22 protein-coding genes are annotated in these 20,820 nt (G+C 62.5%); 5 read left to right on the top strand and 17 right to left on the bottom strand.

The window, feature by feature from the left end:
• Positions 1-57 precede the first annotated feature (57 nt).
• Both O0880_RS07105 and O0880_RS07100 read left to right on the top strand, forming a co-directional pair.
• Positions 58-1,461, top strand: coding sequence for a serine protease (locus O0880_RS07105; protein ID WP_071322804.1), 1,404 nt, complete (start codon positions 58-60; stop codon positions 1,459-1,461).
• Positions 1,458-2,435, top strand: coding sequence for an FHA domain-containing protein (locus O0880_RS07100; RefSeq protein WP_289885776.1), 978 nt, complete (start codon positions 1,458-1,460; stop codon positions 2,433-2,435). Before O0880_RS07105 ends, O0880_RS07100 begins: the two co-directional genes overlap by 4 nt.
• Positions 2,436-2,538: 103 nt before the next feature.
• Here O0880_RS07100 and O0880_RS07095 read toward each other — a convergent pair whose 3' ends face one another.
• Positions 2,539-3,195 carry a CCXG family PEP-CTERM protein gene (locus O0880_RS07095; RefSeq protein ID WP_071322802.1) on the bottom strand — a complete coding sequence of 219 codons (657 nt, stop codon included), beginning with the start codon at positions 3,193-3,195 and terminating at the stop codon, positions 2,539-2,541.
• Between the two features lie 239 nt (positions 3,196-3,434).
• On the opposite strand from O0880_RS07095, the gene O0880_RS07090 reads away from it, so the two are divergent.
• On the top strand, positions 3,435-3,707 hold the full coding sequence (locus O0880_RS07090) for a hypothetical protein (RefSeq protein WP_289885775.1): 273 nt from the start codon (positions 3,435-3,437) through the stop codon (positions 3,705-3,707).
• Positions 3,708-3,721: 14 nt separating this feature from the next.
• Positions 3,722-4,060 carry an MmcQ/YjbR family DNA-binding protein gene (locus O0880_RS07085; protein WP_071322801.1) on the top strand — a complete coding sequence of 113 codons (339 nt, stop codon included), beginning with the start codon at positions 3,722-3,724 and terminating at the stop codon, positions 4,058-4,060.
• 9 nt (positions 4,061-4,069) lie between these two features.
• Here O0880_RS07085 and O0880_RS07080 read toward each other — a convergent pair whose 3' ends face one another.
• Complete coding sequence (locus tag O0880_RS07080) at positions 4,070-4,690, bottom strand: TetR/AcrR family transcriptional regulator (protein WP_071322800.1); 621 nt, start codon at positions 4,688-4,690, stop codon at positions 4,070-4,072.
• Positions 4,691-4,781: 91 nt separating this feature from the next.
• Here O0880_RS07080 and O0880_RS07075 point away from each other — a divergent pair, with 91 nt between their 5' ends.
• Complete coding sequence (locus O0880_RS07075) at positions 4,782-6,026, top strand: MFS transporter (RefSeq protein WP_289885773.1); 1,245 nt, start codon at positions 4,782-4,784, stop codon at positions 6,024-6,026.
• Positions 6,027-6,039: 13 nt separating this feature from the next.
• Here O0880_RS07075 and O0880_RS07070 read toward each other — a convergent pair whose 3' ends face one another.
• The 15 genes from O0880_RS07070 to nuoG all read right to left on the bottom strand — a co-directional run bounded on the left by O0880_RS07070 (position 6,040) and on the right by nuoG (position 20,801).
• The gene (locus tag O0880_RS07070) at positions 6,040-6,342 is read right to left on the bottom strand and encodes a hypothetical protein (RefSeq protein WP_289885771.1); all 303 of its coding nucleotides are present in this window, start codon (positions 6,340-6,342) and stop codon (positions 6,040-6,042) included.
• Between the two features lie 57 nt (positions 6,343-6,399).
• Positions 6,400-7,575 (bottom strand): PQQ-dependent sugar dehydrogenase, encoded by a 1,176-nt coding sequence (locus tag O0880_RS07065; protein ID WP_289885770.1) that lies wholly within the window; start codon positions 7,573-7,575, stop codon positions 6,400-6,402.
• A gap of 172 nt (positions 7,576-7,747) precedes the next feature.
• Positions 7,748-8,248, bottom strand: coding sequence for a 2-C-methyl-D-erythritol 2,4-cyclodiphosphate synthase (ispF, locus tag O0880_RS07060; RefSeq protein ID WP_289885769.1), 501 nt, complete (start codon positions 8,246-8,248; stop codon positions 7,748-7,750).
• A gap of 11 nt (positions 8,249-8,259) precedes the next feature.
• Positions 8,260-8,979, bottom strand: a complete 720-nt coding sequence (gene ispD / locus O0880_RS07055) for a 2-C-methyl-D-erythritol 4-phosphate cytidylyltransferase (protein ID WP_289885767.1) — start codon at positions 8,977-8,979, stop codon at positions 8,260-8,262.
• Between the two features lie 26 nt (positions 8,980-9,005).
• Positions 9,006-9,710 (bottom strand): hypothetical protein, encoded by a 705-nt coding sequence (locus O0880_RS07050; RefSeq protein ID WP_289885766.1) that lies wholly within the window; start codon positions 9,708-9,710, stop codon positions 9,006-9,008.
• An 8-nt stretch (positions 9,711-9,718) separates the two neighbouring features.
• A complete protein-coding gene (locus O0880_RS07045) occupies positions 9,719-10,276 on the bottom strand; it encodes an NUDIX hydrolase (RefSeq protein WP_071322794.1) in 558 nt (185 codons plus the stop codon).
• A gap of 75 nt (positions 10,277-10,351) precedes the next feature.
• Positions 10,352-10,681 (bottom strand): DUF2818 family protein, encoded by a 330-nt coding sequence (locus tag O0880_RS07040; RefSeq protein ID WP_289885765.1) that lies wholly within the window; start codon positions 10,679-10,681, stop codon positions 10,352-10,354.
• 3 nt (positions 10,682-10,684) lie between these two features.
• Positions 10,685-12,187, bottom strand: coding sequence for an NADH-quinone oxidoreductase subunit NuoN (nuoN, locus tag O0880_RS07035; protein WP_071322792.1), 1,503 nt, complete (start codon positions 12,185-12,187; stop codon positions 10,685-10,687).
• A gap of 16 nt (positions 12,188-12,203) precedes the next feature.
• Positions 12,204-13,703, bottom strand: a complete 1,500-nt coding sequence (locus O0880_RS07030) for an NADH-quinone oxidoreductase subunit M (RefSeq protein ID WP_071322791.1) — start codon at positions 13,701-13,703, stop codon at positions 12,204-12,206.
• Positions 13,704-13,732: 29 nt separating this feature from the next.
• On the bottom strand, positions 13,733-15,832 hold the full coding sequence (gene nuoL / locus O0880_RS07025; protein WP_152257083.1) for an NADH-quinone oxidoreductase subunit L: 2,100 nt from the start codon (positions 15,830-15,832) through the stop codon (positions 13,733-13,735).
• Between the two features lie 46 nt (positions 15,833-15,878).
• Entirely contained in the window at positions 15,879-16,187 is a 309-nt protein-coding gene (gene nuoK / locus O0880_RS07020; RefSeq protein WP_071322789.1) for an NADH-quinone oxidoreductase subunit NuoK, read from the bottom strand.
• Positions 16,184-16,816, bottom strand: coding sequence for an NADH-quinone oxidoreductase subunit J (locus O0880_RS07015; protein ID WP_071322788.1), 633 nt, complete (start codon positions 16,814-16,816; stop codon positions 16,184-16,186). Before O0880_RS07015 ends, nuoK begins: the two co-directional genes overlap by 4 nt.
• Positions 16,817-16,882: 66 nt before the next feature.
• Positions 16,883-17,371, bottom strand: coding sequence for an NADH-quinone oxidoreductase subunit NuoI (gene nuoI, locus O0880_RS07010; protein ID WP_010399726.1), 489 nt, complete (start codon positions 17,369-17,371; stop codon positions 16,883-16,885).
• Positions 17,372-17,385: 14 nt separating this feature from the next.
• On the bottom strand, positions 17,386-18,468 hold the full coding sequence (gene nuoH / locus O0880_RS07005; RefSeq protein ID WP_071322787.1) for an NADH-quinone oxidoreductase subunit NuoH: 1,083 nt from the start codon (positions 18,466-18,468) through the stop codon (positions 17,386-17,388).
• Entirely contained in the window at positions 18,468-20,801 is a 2,334-nt protein-coding gene (nuoG, locus tag O0880_RS07000; RefSeq protein WP_289885762.1) for an NADH-quinone oxidoreductase subunit NuoG, read from the bottom strand. Before nuoG ends, nuoH begins: the two co-directional genes overlap by 1 nt.
• Positions 20,802-20,820 lie beyond the last annotated feature (19 nt).

Raw genomic sequence — 20,820 nt, 5'->3', positions numbered from 1 at the left:
GCGTGTGTGCCGCGCCGGCCCGCGCCAGCTTCGCTCCTGCTCACGCACAAAGGATGCATGAAATTATCTAACTTCGCCTTCTTGCTGGCCGGCCTGTGCGCCGCCGCAGGCGCACAGGCGGCCCCGGCATCCCCGGCTCCCGCCGCCCCAGCTCCCGCCACGCCCCCCGTCAAGCCGCCGCCGGCCACCGCCGCGCCCGCCGCCACCGAACATGCGGCCCTGCCGCCGCCCTCGTCGGCCGCACAAAAGCTGTACACGGCGGCGCGCGCCGACATCCTGCAAGTGCGCGTGCTGCTGAAGAACGGCCGCACGCAGTCGTCCGTCGGCTCGGGCTTCTTGATCGGCACGGGCGACCTGGTGGTGAGCAACTATCACGTCGTGTCGCAATTCGCGCTCGACCCCGATACCTATGTGGGCGAATGGGTGGATACCGGCGGCCAGCGCGGCAACGTGGAATTGCTGGCCGTCGACGTGCTGCACGACCTCGCCGTGCTGCGCGTAAACCGCCACGGCACGGGTTTCTTCAAGATGCCGGAGCAGCTGGCACCGCTGACGCAGGGCCAGTACCTGTATTCGATGGGCAATCCGCTGGACCTGGGCTTCGCCATTTCGGAAGGCTCGTACAACGGCGTCGTCACGCGCAGCTTCTATGACCAGCTGATGTTTACGGGACCGATCAATTCCGGCATGAGCGGCGGCCCCAGCGTCACCGCGAATGGCGACGTGGCCGGCGTGAACGTGTCGAAACGCCTCGATGGCGAACTGGTCAGCTTCCTCGTGCCCGCCCGCTACGCCCAGCAATTGCTGGACAAGGTGGCGAAACAGGGCAAGCCGCCGAAAGACTTCAAGCCGCTGGTGACGGCGCAGCTGCTGGCGCACCAGGAAGTCATGCTGGCGCGCCTGCTGGACACGCCGCTGAGCCTGAAAGCCATGGGCCCGTACCGCGTGCCCGTGCGCGAATCCGACCAGATGCGCTGCTGGGGCCGCTCCAACGTGAAGTCCGACAAACCGTATATGCTCGACAACACCAGCTGCGCCATGGAATCGGCCATCTTCATCTCCGGCGCCCTGCAGACGGGGCAAGTGTCGATGCGCCACGAATTCCTGCGCAGCAACGAACTGGGCGCACTGCGTTTTTCCGAACTGGCCAGCGCCTCGTTCAAGAATGAAAGTTTCGGCAGCTACAAGAGCGTGCACCTGACGGGTCCCCATTGCACCGAACAATTCGTTAAGAACACCACCCTGCCCCTGCGCGCCGTCCTGTGCGTGCGCGCCTATCGCAAGTTTACGGGCCTGTACGACTTTGCCCTGCTGGCCGCCAGCGCCGATGCACCACTGATGAGCCTGCAAAGCCGCATCGACGCGCGCGGCGTGTCCTACGCCAACGGCATGCGCGTCACGCGCACCTTCCTCGAGGCGCTGTCGCGCGCGCCCTCCACCACCGGCGGTCGCAAGCCATGATGCCTCCCTATTTCCTCGAAATCCTCGCCGAGAACGGCGAAGTGCAGCAGCGCCAGCGCATGGCCGCCCTGCCGATCCGCATCGGCCGCGGCTACGACAATGACTTCATCCTCGACGACGCGCACACGGCCGCCCGCCACGCCGTCATCGAGGACGACGGCGCGGGCGGCCTGCTGCTGCGCGACCTGGGCAGCCAGAATGGCGTGATCCACCGCGGCCAGCGGCAAGTGCAAGTGGCCATGACGGGCGACAGCATCGTGCGCCTGGGCCACACGCGCCTGCGCGTGCGCGCCAGCGACCATCCGGTGGCGCCCGAACTGGGCGACACCACCATGCACAACTGGGAAGGCTTGCGCCCCGCCATGGCCGGCCTGGCCATGATCGGCGCCTCGGCCGCCTTCAGCAACTGGCTCGGCGACGCGGAAGCCTTCGACCCGATCACCTACCTGATGATCATCGCCTACGCGCTGGCCGGCGGCCTCGTGTGGGCATCCGTCTGGGCCGTGGCGAACCGCCTGTTCGGCCATGTGGCGCGCTTCGGCCGCCACCTGTTCATCATCGGCTGCGGCTTGCTGGCCATGGAAGTGTGGGAACTGGCCAGCAACATGGCGGCGTACGCGTTCTCGCTCGAAGCGCTGACGCGCTACGGACGGCATATGTTCATCGTCATCGTCTGCGCGATGATCTACTACCATTTGTGCACGATCAAGCCGCAGCACCCGCGCCGCTTCGCCCTCGTGGCCGTGGTGCTGGCCATCATCGGCTCGACCCTGATTTTACTGAGCAACCTGCAGATCAGCGGCCGCCTGGCCGACGAGCCCTATATGTCCGCGATCTACCCGCCCGCCTTGCGCCTGAGCCCGAATCACACGACGGACGCCTTCTTCCGCGATGCGGCCAGCCTGCAGCGCGCCGTCGATGCCGAGCGCGGCAAGTCCGCCAAGGGCGACGACGAGGACGACAGCGACGAGTAAGCGCATCGGTGCGCCAGCATGCAAAAAGCCCGCCGTGTCCTTGCAGACCGGCGGGCTTTTTTTATCGCGCGCCGTCAGGCGCGGCGAGATCGACGATACCAGCTTAGAACTTGGCTTCCTGTTTGCGGCGCGCCGTAAAGCCCAGCAAGCCCAGGCCGATCAGCAGCATGGCGTAGGTGGTTGGTTCAGGAACAGCCGAGATCAAACCGTCATTGGCGCCGAAGCTGGCGAAATTGTTGTTGCCCGCCTTGAACTGCACTTGCTGGCCGCCATCGCAGCAGCCTTCCAGGCCGTAGATGCTCAGGGTATGGTTGCCGGCCGCCAGGGTGCCCGAACCGCTGAGGAACTGGCTGCCATTATTGTAGTTACCGGCCCACCACATGTCGTTGTTCTTGAAGTCCAGCGCCACGCCGTCGAGGAACAGGGCGCCGCCCTTGCCGAAGTCGACGCCGCTGCGGAAGCTCCAGGCGCCCGCATCGGCCGCGCTGACGCCAAAGTTGATCACCGACTTGAAGGCGATGTTCGAGCCGCTGCCGAACAGGCTGCTGTTATTGACGTTGTTGTAGCTGGCGATCGTCGTCGAGCCATAGCCGGCGCCTGGCGTGGCCACGGCGGCATTCACCACGGACTGGTAGTCGGCGGCGGAACTTTGCGCGCCGGCGCCCGAGTAGCCGGTGGACAGGGTGATGGTGCTGGCGTTCGCGTGGGCAAACACACCGACAGCGATCAGGGACAGGGCGAGTTTAGGCAAGTTTTTCATGATGGTATCCAGTAAGTAAGTATTCAGTGGGCGCAGCAGGGAGCGCTGGAGCTGAATACACGCTGCATTGAGGCGTGTCGGCGTAGCGCGCTAAATTGCAAGGATGAGCGGTCGGGGGCGTGAACTTCCGCGTGATCATGCGGACTTGCAGCGTGCCATGGCGGCACTGCAAGCGTCCTGGAAAGGGTTCGGGTTCCCGGGACAAGGCCAGACAGTTGACGGGTCAGGTAAGTCGATGAATGTATTCTATCTTAAATTCCCTAGAAGAAAAGTATTTTTCTTTTAACCATGAAAGATATTTTTCTGACAATCCCCTTCCCGGCATGGAAAAAGTGCCGCCCGCCACTCTGGCGCAAGGGCCAGGCCCCCATGGCGACGGCGCATGGCGTGTCGCGGCGACACCACAGACCAGCCCGATACTGTCGCATCGCGCGCATTTCTTTTCGCATGTTGCCGCACCACGCGGCGAAACAGCATGGCAAAATGCATACACACTGCTATCTGTCCGATGAGGGGGAAAGAGGAAATGGTCGACCTGGAAGAACTACGCTATCTGGCACTGTCGTTTCCCGACACGAGCGAGGAAGAACACCACGACCGTCCGGCCTTCCGCGTGGGCGGGAAGATCTTCGCGACCCTGCCCGACGACGAGCACATCAACGTGCTGCTCGATGCGGAAGCAGCGCACATCGCCACCGTCATCACGCCGTCCGGCTGCGAAAAGCTGTGGTGGGGCGAGCGCCTGGCAGGCATCACGGTACGCCTGGCGGATGCGGAACTGGACATGCTGGCCGCCGCCCTGACGGCCGCCTGGCGGCGCAAGGCGCCCGGCGACCTGGCCAAGACCATCGACCAGGCCGGGTAAGACTGCCGGCTACAGCGGCCAGTTGCGCAACAACAAGCCGACCATCTGCTGCAATTGCTCGCGCGAGACCCCGGCGGCGGCCTGGATGGCCATGCCCTGCGACAGGGTCACGACAAAGCGCGCCTGCTGCTCCGGGCAGGAATCGGCAGGCAAATCCCCCTCTTCCCTGGCGCGCCGCAAGCGGTCGCGCAGCTTGATTTCGCCGCGCAGGCGGCGCGCAAACAATTCATCGCGGATCGGCAAGGCGTCGTCGCTGCAGGCGAGCGCCGCATTCACGCCCATGCAGCCGTGCGGGCCGTCCGGCATGGTTTGCGCATCGACATATTGCGTCAGCAACGCTTCCACCACCTGGCGCGCCGTCGGCTGTTCCAGCGCCGCATCGAAAAACTGCATGCGCGTGTCGCTGTAGCGCTCGAGCGCCTTGTGGAACAGCTGCTCCTTGTTGCCGAAGACGGCATACAGGCTGGGCCGGTTCATGCCCATGGCTTTCGTCAATTCGGGCAGCGAGCTGCCTTCATAGCCTTTTTCCCAGAACACTTTCATGGCGCAATCGAGCGCCTCGTCCGCGTCGAACGTACGCGGCCGGCCCGTTTTTGCCTTGCCTGCCTCAGCTGTTTTTTCTAGTTTCATACCGACCGGTAAAAAATTATGACAACGATGTCCATTTCCCGCTATTATATACCGACCGGTTAAAAACCTTTCGGCTTTTCAGGAACCCATTATGCAAGCATCCCCCAACTCCTCCTCCCAGGCAAGCACGTCCATCGCCGGCGACGATACCACCGTGGCACCGTGGCTGGCCGTATTATCCGTCGGCATAGGCGCCTTCGCCCTCGTCACGTCCGAATTCCTGCCCGTCGGCCTGCTGCCGGCCATGGCGGCCGAACTGGCCATCAGCAAGGGCCAGGCGGGCCTGATGATCACCACGCCCGGCATCGTTGCCGCGTTTGCCGCCATCTTCGTCACCATCGGCTCGGGCCGCCTTGACCGCCGCATCGTGCTGCTGGCCCTGACGGCGCTGCTGGTCGCTTCGAACCTGCTGGTGGCGCTGGCGCCGTCGTATGGCGCGATCCTGCTGGGACGCGCCATGCTGGGCGTGGGCGTGGGCGGATTCTGGGCCATCGGCAGCGCCATCGGCCCGCGCCTGGTGGCGCCGCAGCATGCGTCGCGCGCCATGTCCATCATCTTTGCCGGCGTCTCGCTGGGCACGGTGGCGGGCGTGCCGGCCGGCGCGCTGGTCGGCGAGCTCGTGGGCTGGCGGGTGGCCTTCGGCGCGGCCAGCGCCATTGCCGTGCTCGTCTTCATCGGCCAGCTGTGGCTGCTGCCCAGGCTGCCGCCCACGCAAGCCATCCGCTTGCGCCAGCTGCCGATGATCTTCGGCATCCGCAAGGCCAGGCTGGGCCTGATCGCCACGGCCATGCTCTTTACGGGCCAGTTCGCCGCCTACACGTATATCGCGCCCTTCCTCACGCAAGTGTCGCACCTGGCCGCCGGCACCGTCAGCGCCATGCTGCTCGTGTATGGCGCCTCTGGCTTCATCGGCAACCTCGCGGGCGGCTGGGCCGCCGGCCGCCACGAACGCCCGACCCTGGTGGTGACGGGCGCCGTGCTGGGCCTGTCCACCCTGGCGCTGGCCGCGTTCGGCAGCCACTCCATTACCGCCATGCTGCTGGTGGCCGTGTGGGGCTTCGGTTTCGGCGCCATGCCGATTGCCGTGCAGACGTGGATGTTCAAGGCGGCGCCGCACCTGATGGAAGGCAGCAGCGCGCTCTTCGTGGCCATCGTGCAGGTATCGCTGGCCTCCGGCGCCCTGCTCGGCGGCATGGCCGTCGATCAGCTGGGCGTAACGAGCGCCATGGTGGTGGGTGGCCTGTTCGCGCTCGGCTGCGCCTTGACGATCGCCCTCTTCGGCAAGGCCGCAGCGAGCGCCCAGGCGCCAGCCGGCTCCGCAGCCTGCAAAGCCTAGGCGGCAAACTGGGTCAGATGCGGCCGCGGCGAAATTCGCCGAGGAATTTTATCACCTCGGCCGGCGTCATCAAGACGTCCGCATCGCCGTGATACGCATACAGGAAGGGCGTGCCGCCCAGGCGGTCCGTCAGCTTGGCGAACAGCAAAAAGCGACTACCCAGCGGATAGCGCTGCAAGTCCGCCAGGCGGCGCGAGCATTGCACGGCCAGCTCCGGCGAAAAGGCCTGGCCCGGCACGGGACGCATTTCCACCTTGCCGCGGATATCGCGCGATTCGACGGCAACGTGCCGGTATGCATAAGTATCACGGGCCATGCCGCCACCTTGTCTTGAATAAAGGCGCCATCTTAAGCGAAGACGGCGCCTGCCGTGTTACTGCGCCACGATGCGCAGCAACTTGCCGTTGTCTTCATCCGTCAGCGCATACAGATAGCCGTCCGGCCCCTGGCGCACGTCGCGCACGCGCGCGCCGATGGCGAGGCGGTCCTGCCCCGTCACCTTGCCGCTGGCATCGACGGCGATGCGGCGGATATCCTTGGACGCCAGGCCGCCGCTGAAGATGCTGCCGCGCCAGACGGGTATCTTGTCGCCCGTGTAGACGGCCAGCCCCGACGGCGCCGGCGACGGCACCCAGGCCACGCTCGGATTGAGCATGCCGGCCACCTCGTGCTTGCCGACCGGCTCATGCGTTTGGTAGTCGGCGCCATAGCTTTGCAGCGGCCAGCCGTAGTTGCCGCCCGCTACCACCAGGTTCAGCTCGTCGCCGCCATACGGACCGTGCTCGGTGGCCCACACGCGGCCCGAAACGGGATCGAGCGCCAGTCCCTGCACGTTGCGGTGGCCATACGACCAGATTTCCGGCAGCGCGCCCTTGGCGGCCAGAGGATTGCCGGGCGCCGGCTTGCCCTCGTCCGTCAGGCGCAGGATGGAACCCTGGTGCGTGGCCAGGTTTTGCGCCTGCTCGCGCGCCAGCCGGTCGCCGATGCGCAGCGGCGGATTGCCGCCATCGGCCACGCTCATCAGCAAAGTGCCATCCGGCAGCCACAGCAGGCGCGAACCGAAATGCTGGCCGCCGCTCTTGTCGGTGGCCACCTGGAACAGGGTCTGGATGCCCGTCACCTTCTTGCCGTCGAACACGCCGCGCACGAGGGTCGTGCGGTTCGCGTCATTCGTGCCCGTCGACACCGTCATGTACACGCGCGGATTCGGCTTGCCCGCATCCTGCGGGTGCAACACGATATCGAGCAGGCCGCCCTGCCCGCCCGTAAACACTTTGGGCATGCCTTGCAGCGCCACGTCGGCGAAGCTCTTGCCACTGAGCAGATGCAAGGTGCCCTGCTTGCTGGTGACCAGCGCCCTCCCCTCGCCCAGCCAGGCGATGCCCCATGGCTGGCGCACGCCTTCGGCCACGGTGACGGCCTTCCATTGCTGTTTCGCCGCCGGTGGTTCGCCCGTCGCTAGCAGTTCGGCATGGGCGGGCATGGCGCCGGCCGCGAAGACTCCCAGCAGCAGTGCGGTGGCAAGGTGTGTGCGCTTGATGGTTGGCATCCGGAATTCTCCTGTCTGAATGAAAAAAGGCGGCCGGATGATTTCTGCCATCGCGCCGCCCTCTAAAAATAACATGGATTACACGGCGGGTGCGCCGCCGTTCTCATGCGATCGGTGATATAGCAGGTAACATTAATCCTCAGAAATCATTACAAGGGGCTGCCGGGTACGCTCAGGCGCGCAGCAGCAAGGCCACGGCTTCGGCCGCGATGCCTTCTTCACGGCCCAGGTAGCCCAGCTTTTCATTCGTCTTGGCCTTGATGTTGACCTGGCTCACGCTCACGCCCAGGTCTTCGGCCACGTTCGCGCACATGGCGGCGATGTGCGGCGCCATCTTCGGGCGCTGGGCGATGATGGTGGCGTCGACATTGCCGATGCTGTAGCCGGTGGCCTGCACGCGGCGCACGGCTTCGCGCAGCAGCGTGCGCGAATCGGCGCCCTTGAATTGCGCATCCGTGTCGGGGAAATGGCGGCCGATGTCGCCCAGCGCGGCCGCGCCGAACAGCGCGTCCGTGATGGCGTGCAGCAGCACGTCGGCGTCGGAGTGGCCGAGCAGCCCCAGGTGATGGGGAATCTTCACGCCGCCGATGATCAGGTCGCGGTTTTCCACCAGCGCGTGGCAGTCATAGCCCTGGCCGATGCGGAACGGGAGTACTGGAGTCGTCGTGTTCATGTAAATTTCTTTCAAATGCCAGGGTTAGCCAGGTACAGCTCGGCCGTGTGAATGTCGCGCGGCAGGGTCACCTTCAGGTTGCGCGGGTGGCCTTCGATCAGTTTGGGCGCCAGGCCCAGCGCTTCGACGGCGCTGGCGTCGTCCGTGATGGCCAGCGGGTCGGGGGCTTCGGACAAGGCCCGGTGCAGCAAGGCATAGCGGAACATCTGCGGCGTCTGCGCCAGCCACAGGCCGTCGCGCGGCACGGTCTGCGCCGATGCGTTGGCCGGCCCGGCCCGCTTGACCGTGTCGACCACGGGCAAGGCCAGCAAGCCGCCGGCCGCATGGTCGCCCACTTCGCGGATGAGTTTTTCGATCAGCGCCGGCGTCAGGCCGGGACGCGCTGCATCGTGCACGAGCACCTGGTCGGCCGCGCCTATGCTGGCGTGCAACGCCCGCAAGGCGTTCAGGATGGTCTCCATGCGCGTGGCGCCGCCGCAGCGCAGCACGGTCACGCCATGGTCCACGCCCTGCTGCGGCACCACCGCATCGATCACGCTATCGTCCGCGCTGACCACCACATAGGTGTGCGCGATCAGGGGGCTGGCGAGAAAGGCGTCGAGCGCGTGGCGCAGCATGGGCTTGCCCGCGATGGGCAGGTATTGCTTGGGACTGCCCGCCTCCATGCGCGCGCCCACGCCGGCGGCGGGGATCAGCGCAAAATTACGCGGGGAATTCGTTGTTACTGTCATGCCACTCCTTATTTGGGCTTGCCGTACTACTTGCTCTGTTGCGCCGGCGCCGCCTTGCCTGCCAGAATAGCCTGGATCTCGCCTTTGCATGCCTTGCCCAGGCGCGCATATTCCTGCGGCGAATCGATGGCAGCCTGCAAGATTTCCACCTTGCGCATCTCCGCCTTGATATACGGCAACCAGCCCGTATCGATCTCGCGCGCCAGCGCGGCCTTCGCCGTACCGCTGGGCGCGTACAGGGGACGCGCCTCGAAGCGTTTGTCGAGCGCCGCGCGCACGGTCTTTTCCACGCGCGGCAAATGTTCCATATACGTTTGCATGTGCCGCAGCTCATGCGCGAGTATCTCATCATACGCGCAGGTACCGGGGGCGAACTCGCGGCCGATGTAGATCACCACGGGCGCATACGTCAGGCTCACGGTAATCTGCGGCGCCACGCATTCGTAGCCGCTGGCGGGGTCCTGCAGCATGGGACCGGCCAGCGCGATGCGCACCTGCGAATCCGTCTTCGTCAGTCCCAGCACCCAGGTATTGCCGCGCGCCACGCCCTTCATCGCCGTCAAGGCCTTGTAAGACAGGTGCGTGTCGACGCTATAGCCATGCTGCTGCGCCGTCAGCACCGACACCGTCTTGCTGATCGTGTCTTCGCAGCGCACCTGGAACGGCGTGCGCGGCGCGGCCTGCGCACCCAGACTGGCACAGGCAAGCAGCAGGAGAGCGGGCCGGCGCATGCGCAAGATCAAGCCGCTTGCCAGGCGCCACTGGTAATCTTGTCGAGCCAGAAGATGCCGATGACGGTCTTCACGTCGGTGATCGTGCCATCCTTCACCCAGTCCAGCAACTGGGGAACCGTCGCCGTGAAGGTTTCCAGGAATTCGCCGTCGTCGAGCCGGCGTTCGCCCGCCACGAGGCCGCGCGCCAGGAACAGTTCCAGGTGCTCGTCCGAGTAGGCGATGGCGTTGTGGATGGTCGAGACGAATTGCCAGCTTGTCGCCGTGTAGCCCGTCTCTTCCAGCAGCTCGCGCCGGGCGCAGGCCAGGTGGCTTTCGCCCGCGTCGATCTTGCCAGCCGGGAATTCAATGAAGACGCGCTCCAGCGGATAGCGGTACTGGCGCTCCATCAGCACCGTGCCATCGTCGAGCAGCGGCAGGATGACGACGGCACCCGGGTGCAGGATGAATTCACGCGCCGTGATCTTGCCATCGGGCAGGGTCACGCGGTCGCGCTGCACGCGCAGGAAGCCGCCCTGGTAGACGACCTCGCCGTCCACCTTGGTTTCAGTCAAATTCGTATCCATGCGTTGAGTATCCATACATTGATTATGCTCAATAAAAAAAAACGGCGCCAGAGGCGCCGCTTTCGGTCGTTGCTGCTAACGGCGTTTGCGCAGGTAGCGGGTGACGAAGCCGGGAAAGGCCAGCACCAGGAACAGGCATCCGGTAATGGCGTAGAACTCCCACGTCTGCGGGAAACCGTTGCCGATGCGCGCTTCGAGCGCAAACGCCACGGCGCCGACGATGAAATACAGGATCACCATCTCCAGCAGGCGCAGCGCCAGCGGCTTGCGCCAGCCTTTGCCGCCTGCCGCCTGCGCGCTGCGCTTCAGGGGCACGGCGGCAAACAGTTTCTCGTTAAAGAAAGGCAGGTTGGCACCCAGGATGCCCAGGGCGATCACCAGCCAACTCGAGACGGTGACATCCATCGGTCAGGACGCCAGGGTCTTGGTGATGGCCGAAGCGCAGGCCGCCAGGATGCTGTTCGGCATCACGCCCAGTGCCAGGACGAACACGCCATTCAGTGCCAGCACGACGCGCATGTCGCCATGCACGACCAGCGCATTCGAATCCGTCGGCTCGTCGAACCACATCATCTTCACGACGCGCAGGTAGTAGAAGGCGCCGATCAGCGAGAACAGCACGGCGGCGATGGTCAGCCACAGCTGGCCCGTGGCCAGCACGGAAGCGAGCACCGAGTACTTGGCCATGAAGCCCATCAGCGGCGGCACGCCGGCCAGCGAGAACATGAACAGGGTCATCACCAGCGCGAAGATCGGGCTGCGTTTGCCCAGGCCCTTGAAGTCGGCCAGTTCTTCCGCTTCGAAACCATTACGTGCCAACAACATGATCACGCCGAAGGTACCCAGGGTGGTGAACACATAGGTGATGACGTAGTACATCGAGGCGCCGTAGGCCGTGGCTGCGCCAGCCGCGTTCAGGGTGTTGTTCGGTGCGTCGACGGTGCCCGACAGCAGGCCCAGCAGCACGAAGCCCATTTGCGCGATGGTCGAGTACGCCAGCATGCGCTTCAGGTTGGTTTGCGCGATGGCGGTGAAGTTACCGATGGCCAGCGACATCACGGCCAGCACCAGCAGCATTTGCTGCCAGTCATGCGCCATCGGCAGCAAACCTTCGGCCAGCAGGCGCAGGGTGATGGCGAACGCGGCCAGTTTCGGCGCGCCGCCCAGCAGCAGGGTCACGGCCGTCGGCGAACCTTGATACACGTCAGGCACCCACATGTGGAATGGCACGACGCCCAGTTTGAAGGCCAGGCCGGCAACGAGGAATACCAGGCCGAAGACCATGATGGTGCCATTGGTCTTGCCGCTTTCCAGCGCCACGCGCAGTTCGCCCAGGTCCAGCGTGCCGGAGGCGCCGTACAGCATCGAGATACCGTACAACATGAAACCGGAAGCCAGCGCGCCCAGGATGAAGTACTTCATGGCCGCTTCCGTGGCCTTGGCATTGTCACGGCGCAAAGCGATCAGCGCGTACAGCGACAGCGACATCAGTTCCAGACCCAGGTAGATGATCAGGAAGTTGTTGGCCGAGATCATGATCATCTGGCCCAGCAGTGCAAACAGGGCCAGCACGTAGAACTCGCCGCCCAGGTTACCCGACAGCATGTTGCGGTCGGTGGCATAGGCACGCGAATAGATCAGGGTCAGCGCCACGGCGCCGTACGAGAACAGTTTCAGCAACTGCGACATCGGGTCCGACACGAACATATTGTGGAACGTGTAGACGGTGGTGCCCGCGTTGAAGTCGCCCACGGTCAGCAAGGCGCAGCCGGCCAGGGTCAGCAGGGCCAGCACATAGGTGATGGAACGCTTCGCCGCAGGCAAGAACATATCGATCAGCAAGAGCGCCGACGTGGCGATCAGCAGAAAGATTTCCGCGTACAGCGGTACCAGATTAGGTGCATTAGTCATGTTATCGGTCTTCTATTTAAGGCAACTTGCTGATGGCGACATGCTGCAGCAGGTCGGCAACCGAAGTTTGCATCGTGTCGGTGAACGGGGCTGGGTACAGACCCATTACGAGCACGGCGATGGCCAGTACAGCAAGCATGAAGAATTCACGTTTGTTGATATCGGTCAGTTCGGCCACATGCTTGTTCTTGATCTTGCCGAACACCACGCGCTTGGCCATCCACAGCGAGTACGCCGCGCCCCAGATCAGTGCCGTTGCAGCCAGCAAGCCGATCCAGAAGTTGTATTTCACCGCGCCCAGGATCACCATGAACTCGCCGACGAAGCCGGAAGTGGCTGGCAAGCCGCAGTTGGCCATCGAGAACAGCACGAAGAAGGCGGCAAATTTCGGCATGCGGTTCACGACGCCGCCGTAGTCGGCGATGTTACGGGTATGCATGCGGTCATACAGCACGCCGATGCACAGGAACATCGCGCCGGAGATGAAGCCGTGCGAGATCATCTGCACGATACCGCCCTGCACCGAGATGTCGTTGAACATGAAGAAGCCCAGGGTCACGAAGCCCATGTGCGCGATCGACGAATAGGCGACCAGTTTTTTCATGTCGGTTTGCACCAGGGCAACCAGACCGATGTAAATCACGGCGATCAGCGACAGCGCGATCATGAAGCCCGACAGGTAGTGGCTGGCGTCCGGCGTGATCGGCAGCGAGAAACGCAGGAAGCCGTAGGCGCCCAGTTTCAGCATGATGGCGGCCAGCACGGCGGAACCGCCCGTTGGCGCTTCCACGTGGACGTCCGGCAACCACGTATGGACCGGGAACATCGGCACCTTGACGGCAAACGCCATCAGGAAGGCCAGGAAGATGAAGATCTGCTCGTTCATCGTCAGCTTGAATGCATGCCAGGCCAGGATGTCGAAGGTACCCGACACATTGCGCAGGTAAATGATGGCAACCAGGGTCAGCAGCGAACCGAAGAAGGTGTACAGGAAGAACTTGAACGACGCGTACACGCGGTTCGAGCCGCCCCAGATACCGATGATGATGAACATCGGGATCAGGGTTGCTTCAAAGAAGAAGTAGAACAGCAAGCCGTCGAGCGCGCAGAACACGCCGATCATCAGGCCAGACAGGATCAGGAAGGAGCCCATGTACTGGGCGATGCGCTTCTCGATCACTTGCCAGGCCGAAATGACGACGATGACCGTGATGAAGGCCGTCAGCGGGATGAACCACAGCGACAGGCCATCGATACCCAGCGAGTACCAGATATTGAAGGTTTCGATCCACGGCGCTTTTTCGACGAATTGCATGCCGTGCGCGGCGTTGTCGAAATGCTGGATCAGCGGCCAGGTGCACAGCATGCTGAGCACCGCGCCGGCCAGCGACAGCCAGCGGGTAAAGCCCGCTTTGCTGTCACGGCCGAGAGCCAGGACCAGGACGCCGCAAATGATCGGCACCCAGATCGACAGACTCAGGTAAGGAGGTAGTGTAGAAATCGTAGACTGCATCATGGTTCTCAGTATTCTTTTATCAGGTCAGCTTACTTAGCGGGCCAGAATGGCAGGAAATAGATCAGGAAGCCCAGCACGCCCAGGATCATCACGAATGCATAGTGATAGATGTAGCCGGTCTGCAGCACTCGCGACAGCGAGGACAGCCAGGCGACGACCTTGGCGCTACCGTTGACCAGCAGGCCATCGATCAGCTTCTTGTCACCGAAGTTCCACAGGCCATTACCCAGCAAGCGGGCACCGCCGGCGAACACGACTTCATTGAACTTGTCCATGTAGTACTTGTTGTCCAGCAGGGTGTGGATCGCGTGGAACTTGGCAAAGAACCAGGCCGGTACACGCGGGTTGACCATGTAGCAGTAGTAGGCTGCCACCACGCCGGACAATGCCAGCCAGAACGGTGCGGTCGACAGGCCGTGGATCGCCATCGCCATCGCGCCGTGGAATTCATGCGACAACTCTTCCATTGCTGGATGGTTTTCGCCGACGAAGATCACGCCCTTGAAGAAATCGCCATGCAGCATCGGGCCGATCGTCAGGTAGCCGATGATCAGCGAAGGAATCGCCAGCATCACCAGCGGGAACCACACGACGAATGGGGATTCATGCGGCTTCTGGCCAGGTTCCAGGCCATGGTGGCCGTGGTCGTCCTCTTCCTCTTCGTGATGGTCGTCATGCGCATCGCCGTGCGCGCCATGGGCCGCCTTCGGTGCGTGATGGTCGTCGTGACCGTGGGCATGCGCCTGGCCGAAACGTTCCTTGCCGTGGAAGACGAGGAAATACATGCGGAACGAGTAGAACGCGGTGACGAACACGCCGGCCAGCACGGCGAACTGGGCAAAGCCAGCACCCCAGATGTGCGTCGCTTCGACGGCTTCGATGATGCTGTCTTTCGAGTAGAAGCCGGAGAACAGCGGCGTGCCGATCAGGGCCAGCGAACCGATCAGGGAAGTGATCCACGTGATCGGCATATACTTGCGCAGGCCGCCCATGTTGCGGATATCCTGGTCGTGGTGCATGCCGATGATGACGGAACCGGCGCCCAGGAACAGCAGTGCCTTGAAGAATGCGTGCGTCATCAGGTGGAATACGGCCACGGAGTACGCGGACGAACCCAGCGCCACCGTCATGTAGCCCAGCTGCGACAGGGTCGAGTAAGCGACGACGCGCTTGATGTCGTTCTGGATGATGCCCAGGAAGCCCATGAACAGCGCCGTGATGGAGCCGATCACCAGGATGAAGGACAGTGCCGTGTCGGACAATTCGAACAGCGGCGACATGCGCGAGACCATGAAGATACCGGCCGTCACCATCGTCGCGGCGTGGATCAGTGCCGAGATCGGGGTAGGACCTTCCATCGAGTCAGGCAGCCACACGTGCAGCGGGAACTGGGCCGACTTGCCCATCGCGCCGATGAACAGGCAGATGCAGGCCACGGTCAGCAGTGCCCAGTCGGTGCCTGGCATCGTCAGCAGCGCCAGTTCGTCTTTCTTGGCGAATACTTCCTGGTAGTTCATGGTGCCGGCAAACGCCAGCAGCAGGCCGATGCCCAGGATGAAGCCGAAGTCACCCACGCGGTTGACGAGGAAAGCCTTCATGTTGGCCACGATGGCCGTCGGACGCTGGTACCAGAAACCGATCAAGAGGTAAGAGACCAGACCCACGGCTTCCCAACCGAAGAACAGTTGCAGGAAGTTGTTGGCCATGACCAGCATCAGCATCGAGAACGTGAACAGCGAGATGTAGGCGAAGAAGCGGTTGTAGCCTTCGTCGTCCTTCATGTAGCCGATCGTGTAGATATGCACCATCAGCGACACGAAGGTGACCACGCACATCATCATCGCCGACAGCGAATCGATCTGGAAGCCCACTTCCATCTTCAGGGTGCCGATCGTCATCCAGTTATAGATCGTGCCATTGAATGTCGCGCCATCCATCACTGCCAGCAGCGTCTGCACGGACAGGATGAACGCGATCAGTACGCCCAGGATCGTCGCGGTATGCGACGTCTTGCGTCCGACCAAATTACCCAGGAACTGGGTGCCAAGCAAGCCTGCAATCGCGGCACCGGCCAGCGGCGCCAGCGGTACGGCAAGAAGGAGGTTAGGGTTGAGGAGTTGCCCCGCCATGATGAACCTTAATCGTTATTATTCGAGAGATCGAGTCTGAAAAACATCAGCCTTTGAGGCTGTCCAGGTCTTCGACGTTGATGGTATCCAGATTACGGAACATCACCACCAGAATAGCCAGACCGATAGCCGACTCAGCGGCGGCAACCGTCAGGATGAAGAAAACGAAGATCTGACCGGCCGCGTCGCCCAGGTAATGGGAAAACGCGATGAAATTCATATTCACCGCCAGCAGCATCAATTCGATTGCCATCAGCAATACGATGATGTTCTTGCGGTTCAGGAAAATCCCGACGATCGAGATTGCGAACAGGATCGCGCCCAGGACCAAAAAATGTGTGAGCGATAATGTCATGGTGCCTCCTTAACTTCCGGCTCAGCCGCAGGACGCTCGACGACCGCGTCCATCTTGATGATCTTCAGACGGTCGTTGCGCTTGACGCGCACGGCATCGCCCGGAGCAAAATGCTTGGTGTCCTTGCGTTTGCGCAGGGTCAATGCGACGGCGGCAACGATGGCCACCAGCAGCACGACGGCAGCGATTTCAAAGGCAAACACATATTTCGTGTAGATCAGCATGCCCAGTTCCTTGGTGCCGCCCAGGTTGGCGCCAGCCAGTGCCACGCGCGGCTCGAACTCGAGGAAACCACGCCACAGCACGGCAGCCATTTCCAGCACGATGATCACGCCGACCGTGGCGGCCAATGGCAGATAGCCCCAGAAGCCTTCGCGCATGCGGTCGATATTGATATCGAGCATCATGACAACGAAGAGGAACAGCACCATCACGGCGCCGACATACACCAATACCAGCACGATGGCCAGGAATTCAGCCTGCAGCAGCATCCAGATGCCCGCTGCGGAAAAGAAGGACAGTACCAGGAACAGTACCGCGTGGACCGGATTACGGGCCGTGATGACGCGCGTCGCCGCTATGATCAGAATCAGCGAGAAGGCGTAAAACAAAATTGTTTTAAAGTCCATAAAAAACCCAATAGACGTACAGATGAACGAGGGGCGCGCCGCAGCTTGTCAGCTGCGGCGCATCCATCAGCGATAAGGTGCGTCGGCGGCGCGCGCAGCGGCGATGTCATTTTCATAACGATCACCTACGGCCAGCAACATCTCTTTCGTGTAATACAAATCCCCGCGTTTCTCGCCGTGGTATTCCAGGATTTGCGTCTCGACGATCGAATCGACCGGGCAGGACTCTTCGCAGAAACCGCAGAAGATGCACTTGGTCAAGTCGATATCGTAGCGCGTGGTGCGGCGCGAACCGTCGTCACGCTGCTCCGATTCGATCGTGATGGCCATCGCCGGGCAAACCGCTTCGCACAGTTTGCAGGCGATGCAACGTTCCTCGCCGTTCGGGTAGCGGCGCAGCGCGTGCAAGCCACGGAAACGCGGCGAGATCGGTGTCTTCTCTTCCGGGAATTGCACCGTGATCTTGCGCGAAAACATGTACTTGCCTGTCAGCGCCATGCCCTTGATCAGCTCACCTAACAACAGGCTGCTGAAGAAATCTTTTACCTTATCCATTCGTATGCACTCTCTTACTTCCAAATATTCCAGGATGTCTGCATCCAGGCAGCGACGAAGACCAGGTAGACCAGCGTCAACGGGATAAACACTTTCCAACCGAGGCGCATGATCTGGTCATAACGATAGCGAGGGAAAGTACCGCGCACCCAGATGAACACCGACACGATGAAGAAGGTTTTTGCAAACAGCCAGAAGAAGCCGCCGAAACCGCCCCAGAATTCGAGGAAGGCAAACGGTGCGGACCAGCCGCCGAGGAACATGATCGAAGCCAGGGCGCCGATCAGGATCATGTTGGCGTATTCGGCCAGCATGAACATGGCGTAGGCCATGCCCGAGTACTCGACCATGTGGCCGGCCACGATTTCCGACTCGCCTTCGACGACGTCGAACGGGTGACGGTTGGCTTCAGCCAGGCCCGACACCAGGTAGATGACGAACATCGGCAGCAGCGGCAGCCAGTTCCACGACATGAAGTTCACGCCCTTGTCGGCGAAGTAGCCGATTTGCTGGCCGCCGACGATGTCGATGAAGTTCAGGCTGCCCGAGACCATCAGCACGATGACCATCACGAAGCCCATCGGGATTTCATACGAAATCATCTGTGCCGAAGCGCGCATGGCGCCCATGAACGAGTACTTCGAGTTCGAAGCCCAGCCGGCGATGATGATGCCGTAGACTTCCATCGAGGTAATCGCCAGCAGCAGCAGCAAGCCCGCGTTGACGTTGGCCAGCACGGCTTCCGGACCGAACGGCACGACCGACCAGGCGGCCAGGGCCGGCATGATGGTCATGATCGGGCCGATCACGAACAGGCCTTTGGCGGCCTTGGACGGGATGATGATCTCTTTGAACAGCAGTTTCAGCGCATCGGCGATCGGTTGCAGCAAGCCCAGCGGGCCCACGCGGTTCGGGCCGACGCGGATCTGGATCCAGCCGATCAGCTTGCGCTCCCACAGGGTGGCGTAAGCAACCAGGCCCATCAGCGGCAACAGCACGCACAGGATCTTGATCAAGGTCCAGAAGAAAGGCCAGCTACCGCCCAGCAAATCCTGGCCGGTAGTGTTGATGACGTTTACGAATTCAGGCAGAGCCATCAGATTTTCCCCTCTGCTGTTTCAACTGTGATGTCACCGAACATGCCGCCCAGGCCAGCCGTCGAGGCATGCGCCGCCGACACCTTGACCACATTGGCTGGCAGGCCGGCATGAATTGCCGCCACCAGGATGGCGCTGCCGGAGCCTTGCGCTACCTTGACCTTGTCGCCCGCCTTGACGCCCAGCTTCTCAGCCAGTGCCAGGGACAGGTGCGCTTGCGGCGCGGCGCCGTCGACCGTGCGCAGCAGCGGTTCGGAGCGGCGTACCAGCGCGTCGGCGAAGTAGATCGGCACGTCGGCGATGCGTTGCAGCGCCGGCGATGCCGGTGCGTAGACGGCCGCTTCCGGCGCGTTCTTGGCGATGTTGTTCAGCTGTGCCGACAAGTCGGTCACGCCGGCGCCAAACGCTTCGTCGCGGATCGCTTCGGAAGTGTCGTAGTCGAAACCGGCAAGGCCCAGGATGTTGCCCAGGACGCGCAGCACTTTCCAGGCCGGACGGGTTTCCGCCAGCGGTTTCACGGTGCCGTTGAAGCTTTGCGCGCGGCCTTCGCAGTTGACGAAGGTGCCCGAGGTTTCGGCGAACGGCGCGATCGGCAGCAAGACATCGGCGTAATCCATGCCGTGCTTGAAGGCCGACATCGCCACGACCATCTCGGCCTTGTCCAGCGCGGCGCGGGCCGCTTGCGGATTGGCGGCGTCGAGTTCCGGCTCGGCGTGCAGCAGCACGTAGGCTTTCTTCGGCGCGGCAAACGCGGCTTGCACGTTGGCGCGCGGCTTGGCGACCAGGTGCGCTCCTACCGTGTTGGCCGCTTCCGTCAGGTAGCCCAGCTTGGCGCCCGTCTGTTCGGCGATCCATTGCGCGGCAGCATGCAGTTGCGACGCTTGCGGGTGTTGCGTTGCGGCGTTACCCAGCAGCACGGCGCCGTTGTCGCCGGCCATCAGGCTGGCGGCAATCGCAACGGCCACGTCGGACGCGGCAATCGCTTCGAAACCGGTTGGCGCGGCGATTTCTTTCGCTTTGGCAACAGCGACGACCACTTCCGACAAGGCTGCCAGCCAGTCGCTCGGCGCGACGATCATCTTGTTGGCGATGGTGATCAGCTGATCATCGTCGGACGCGTGCAGGATCGACAGCTTGGCGCCGCCCTTGACGGATGCGCGCAAACGCGTTGCCAGCAATGGGTGGTCCTTGCGCAGGAACGAGCCGATGACGAAGGCGCGCTTGATCTGGCCAAATTCGTTGATCGGCATGCCCAGCCATGGCTTCACGCCGGCGTCCAGCGCGAAGTCGGTCTGGCGCAGGCGGAAGTCAACGTGCTCGGAACCGAGGCCGTGAACCACTTTTTGCAGCAGGACCAGCTCTTCGACGGTCGAATGCGGCGTCGCCAGCGCGGCGATGGCGTCGGCGCCATGCTCGTGCTTGATATTTTTCAAACCGTGCGCCACGTATTCCAGCGCCGTCTGCCAATCGACTTCCTTCCACTCGTTGCCTTGCTTCAGCATCGGGGAGGTCAGGCGTTCGGCACTGTCCAGCGCTTCGTACGAGAAACGGTCCTTGTCCGAGATCCAGCACTCGTTGACGGCTTCGTTTTCCAGCGGCAATACGCGCTTGACCTTGCCAGCTTTCACTTGCACGATCAGGTTCGCGCCCAGGCCGTCATGCGGGCTGACCGATTTGCGGCGCGACAGTTCCCACGTACGGGCGCTGTAGCGGAACGGCTTCGACGTCAGTGCGCCAACCGGGCACAGGTCGATCATGTTGCCCGACAGTTCGGAATCGACCGACTGGCCGACAAACGACACGATTTCCGAGTGTTCGCCGCGGCCGATCATGCCCAGCTCCATCACGCCGGCCACTTCCTGGCCAAAACGCACGCAGCGGGTGCACTGGATGCAGCGCGACATTTCTTGCATGGAAACCAGCGGACCGGCTTCCTTCGGCTGTACCACGCGCTTGTCTTCCTTGTAGCGCGATTCGCCCTTGCCGTAGCCCACTGCCAAGTCTTGCAACTGGCATTCGCCGCCCTGATCGCAGATAGGGCAATCGAGCGGGTGGTTAATCAGCAAGAATTCCATGACCGACTTTTGCGCCTGCACAGCTTTGTCGCTGGCGGAACGCACGATCATGCCGGCACTGACCGGGGTCGCACAAGCGGGCAAAGGCTTGGGCGCCTTTTCCACTTCGACCAGGCACATGCGGCAGTTCGCTGCGATCGACAATTTCTTGTGATAGCAGAAGTGCGGAATGTAGGTTCCCAATTTGTTGGCGGCGTCCATCACCATGCTACCAGCAGGGACTTCGACTTTTTTGCCGTCTATTTCGATTTCAACCATGGTGATCGTTACCTGACGC

It is taken from the genome of Janthinobacterium sp. SUN118, assembly GCF_030397695.1.
Classification (GTDB): Bacteria; Pseudomonadota; Gammaproteobacteria; order Burkholderiales; family Burkholderiaceae_D; genus Janthinobacterium.
The sequence above is the reverse complement of the archived record's forward strand: the minus strand, read 5'-3'. Positions and strand labels throughout refer to the sequence as shown.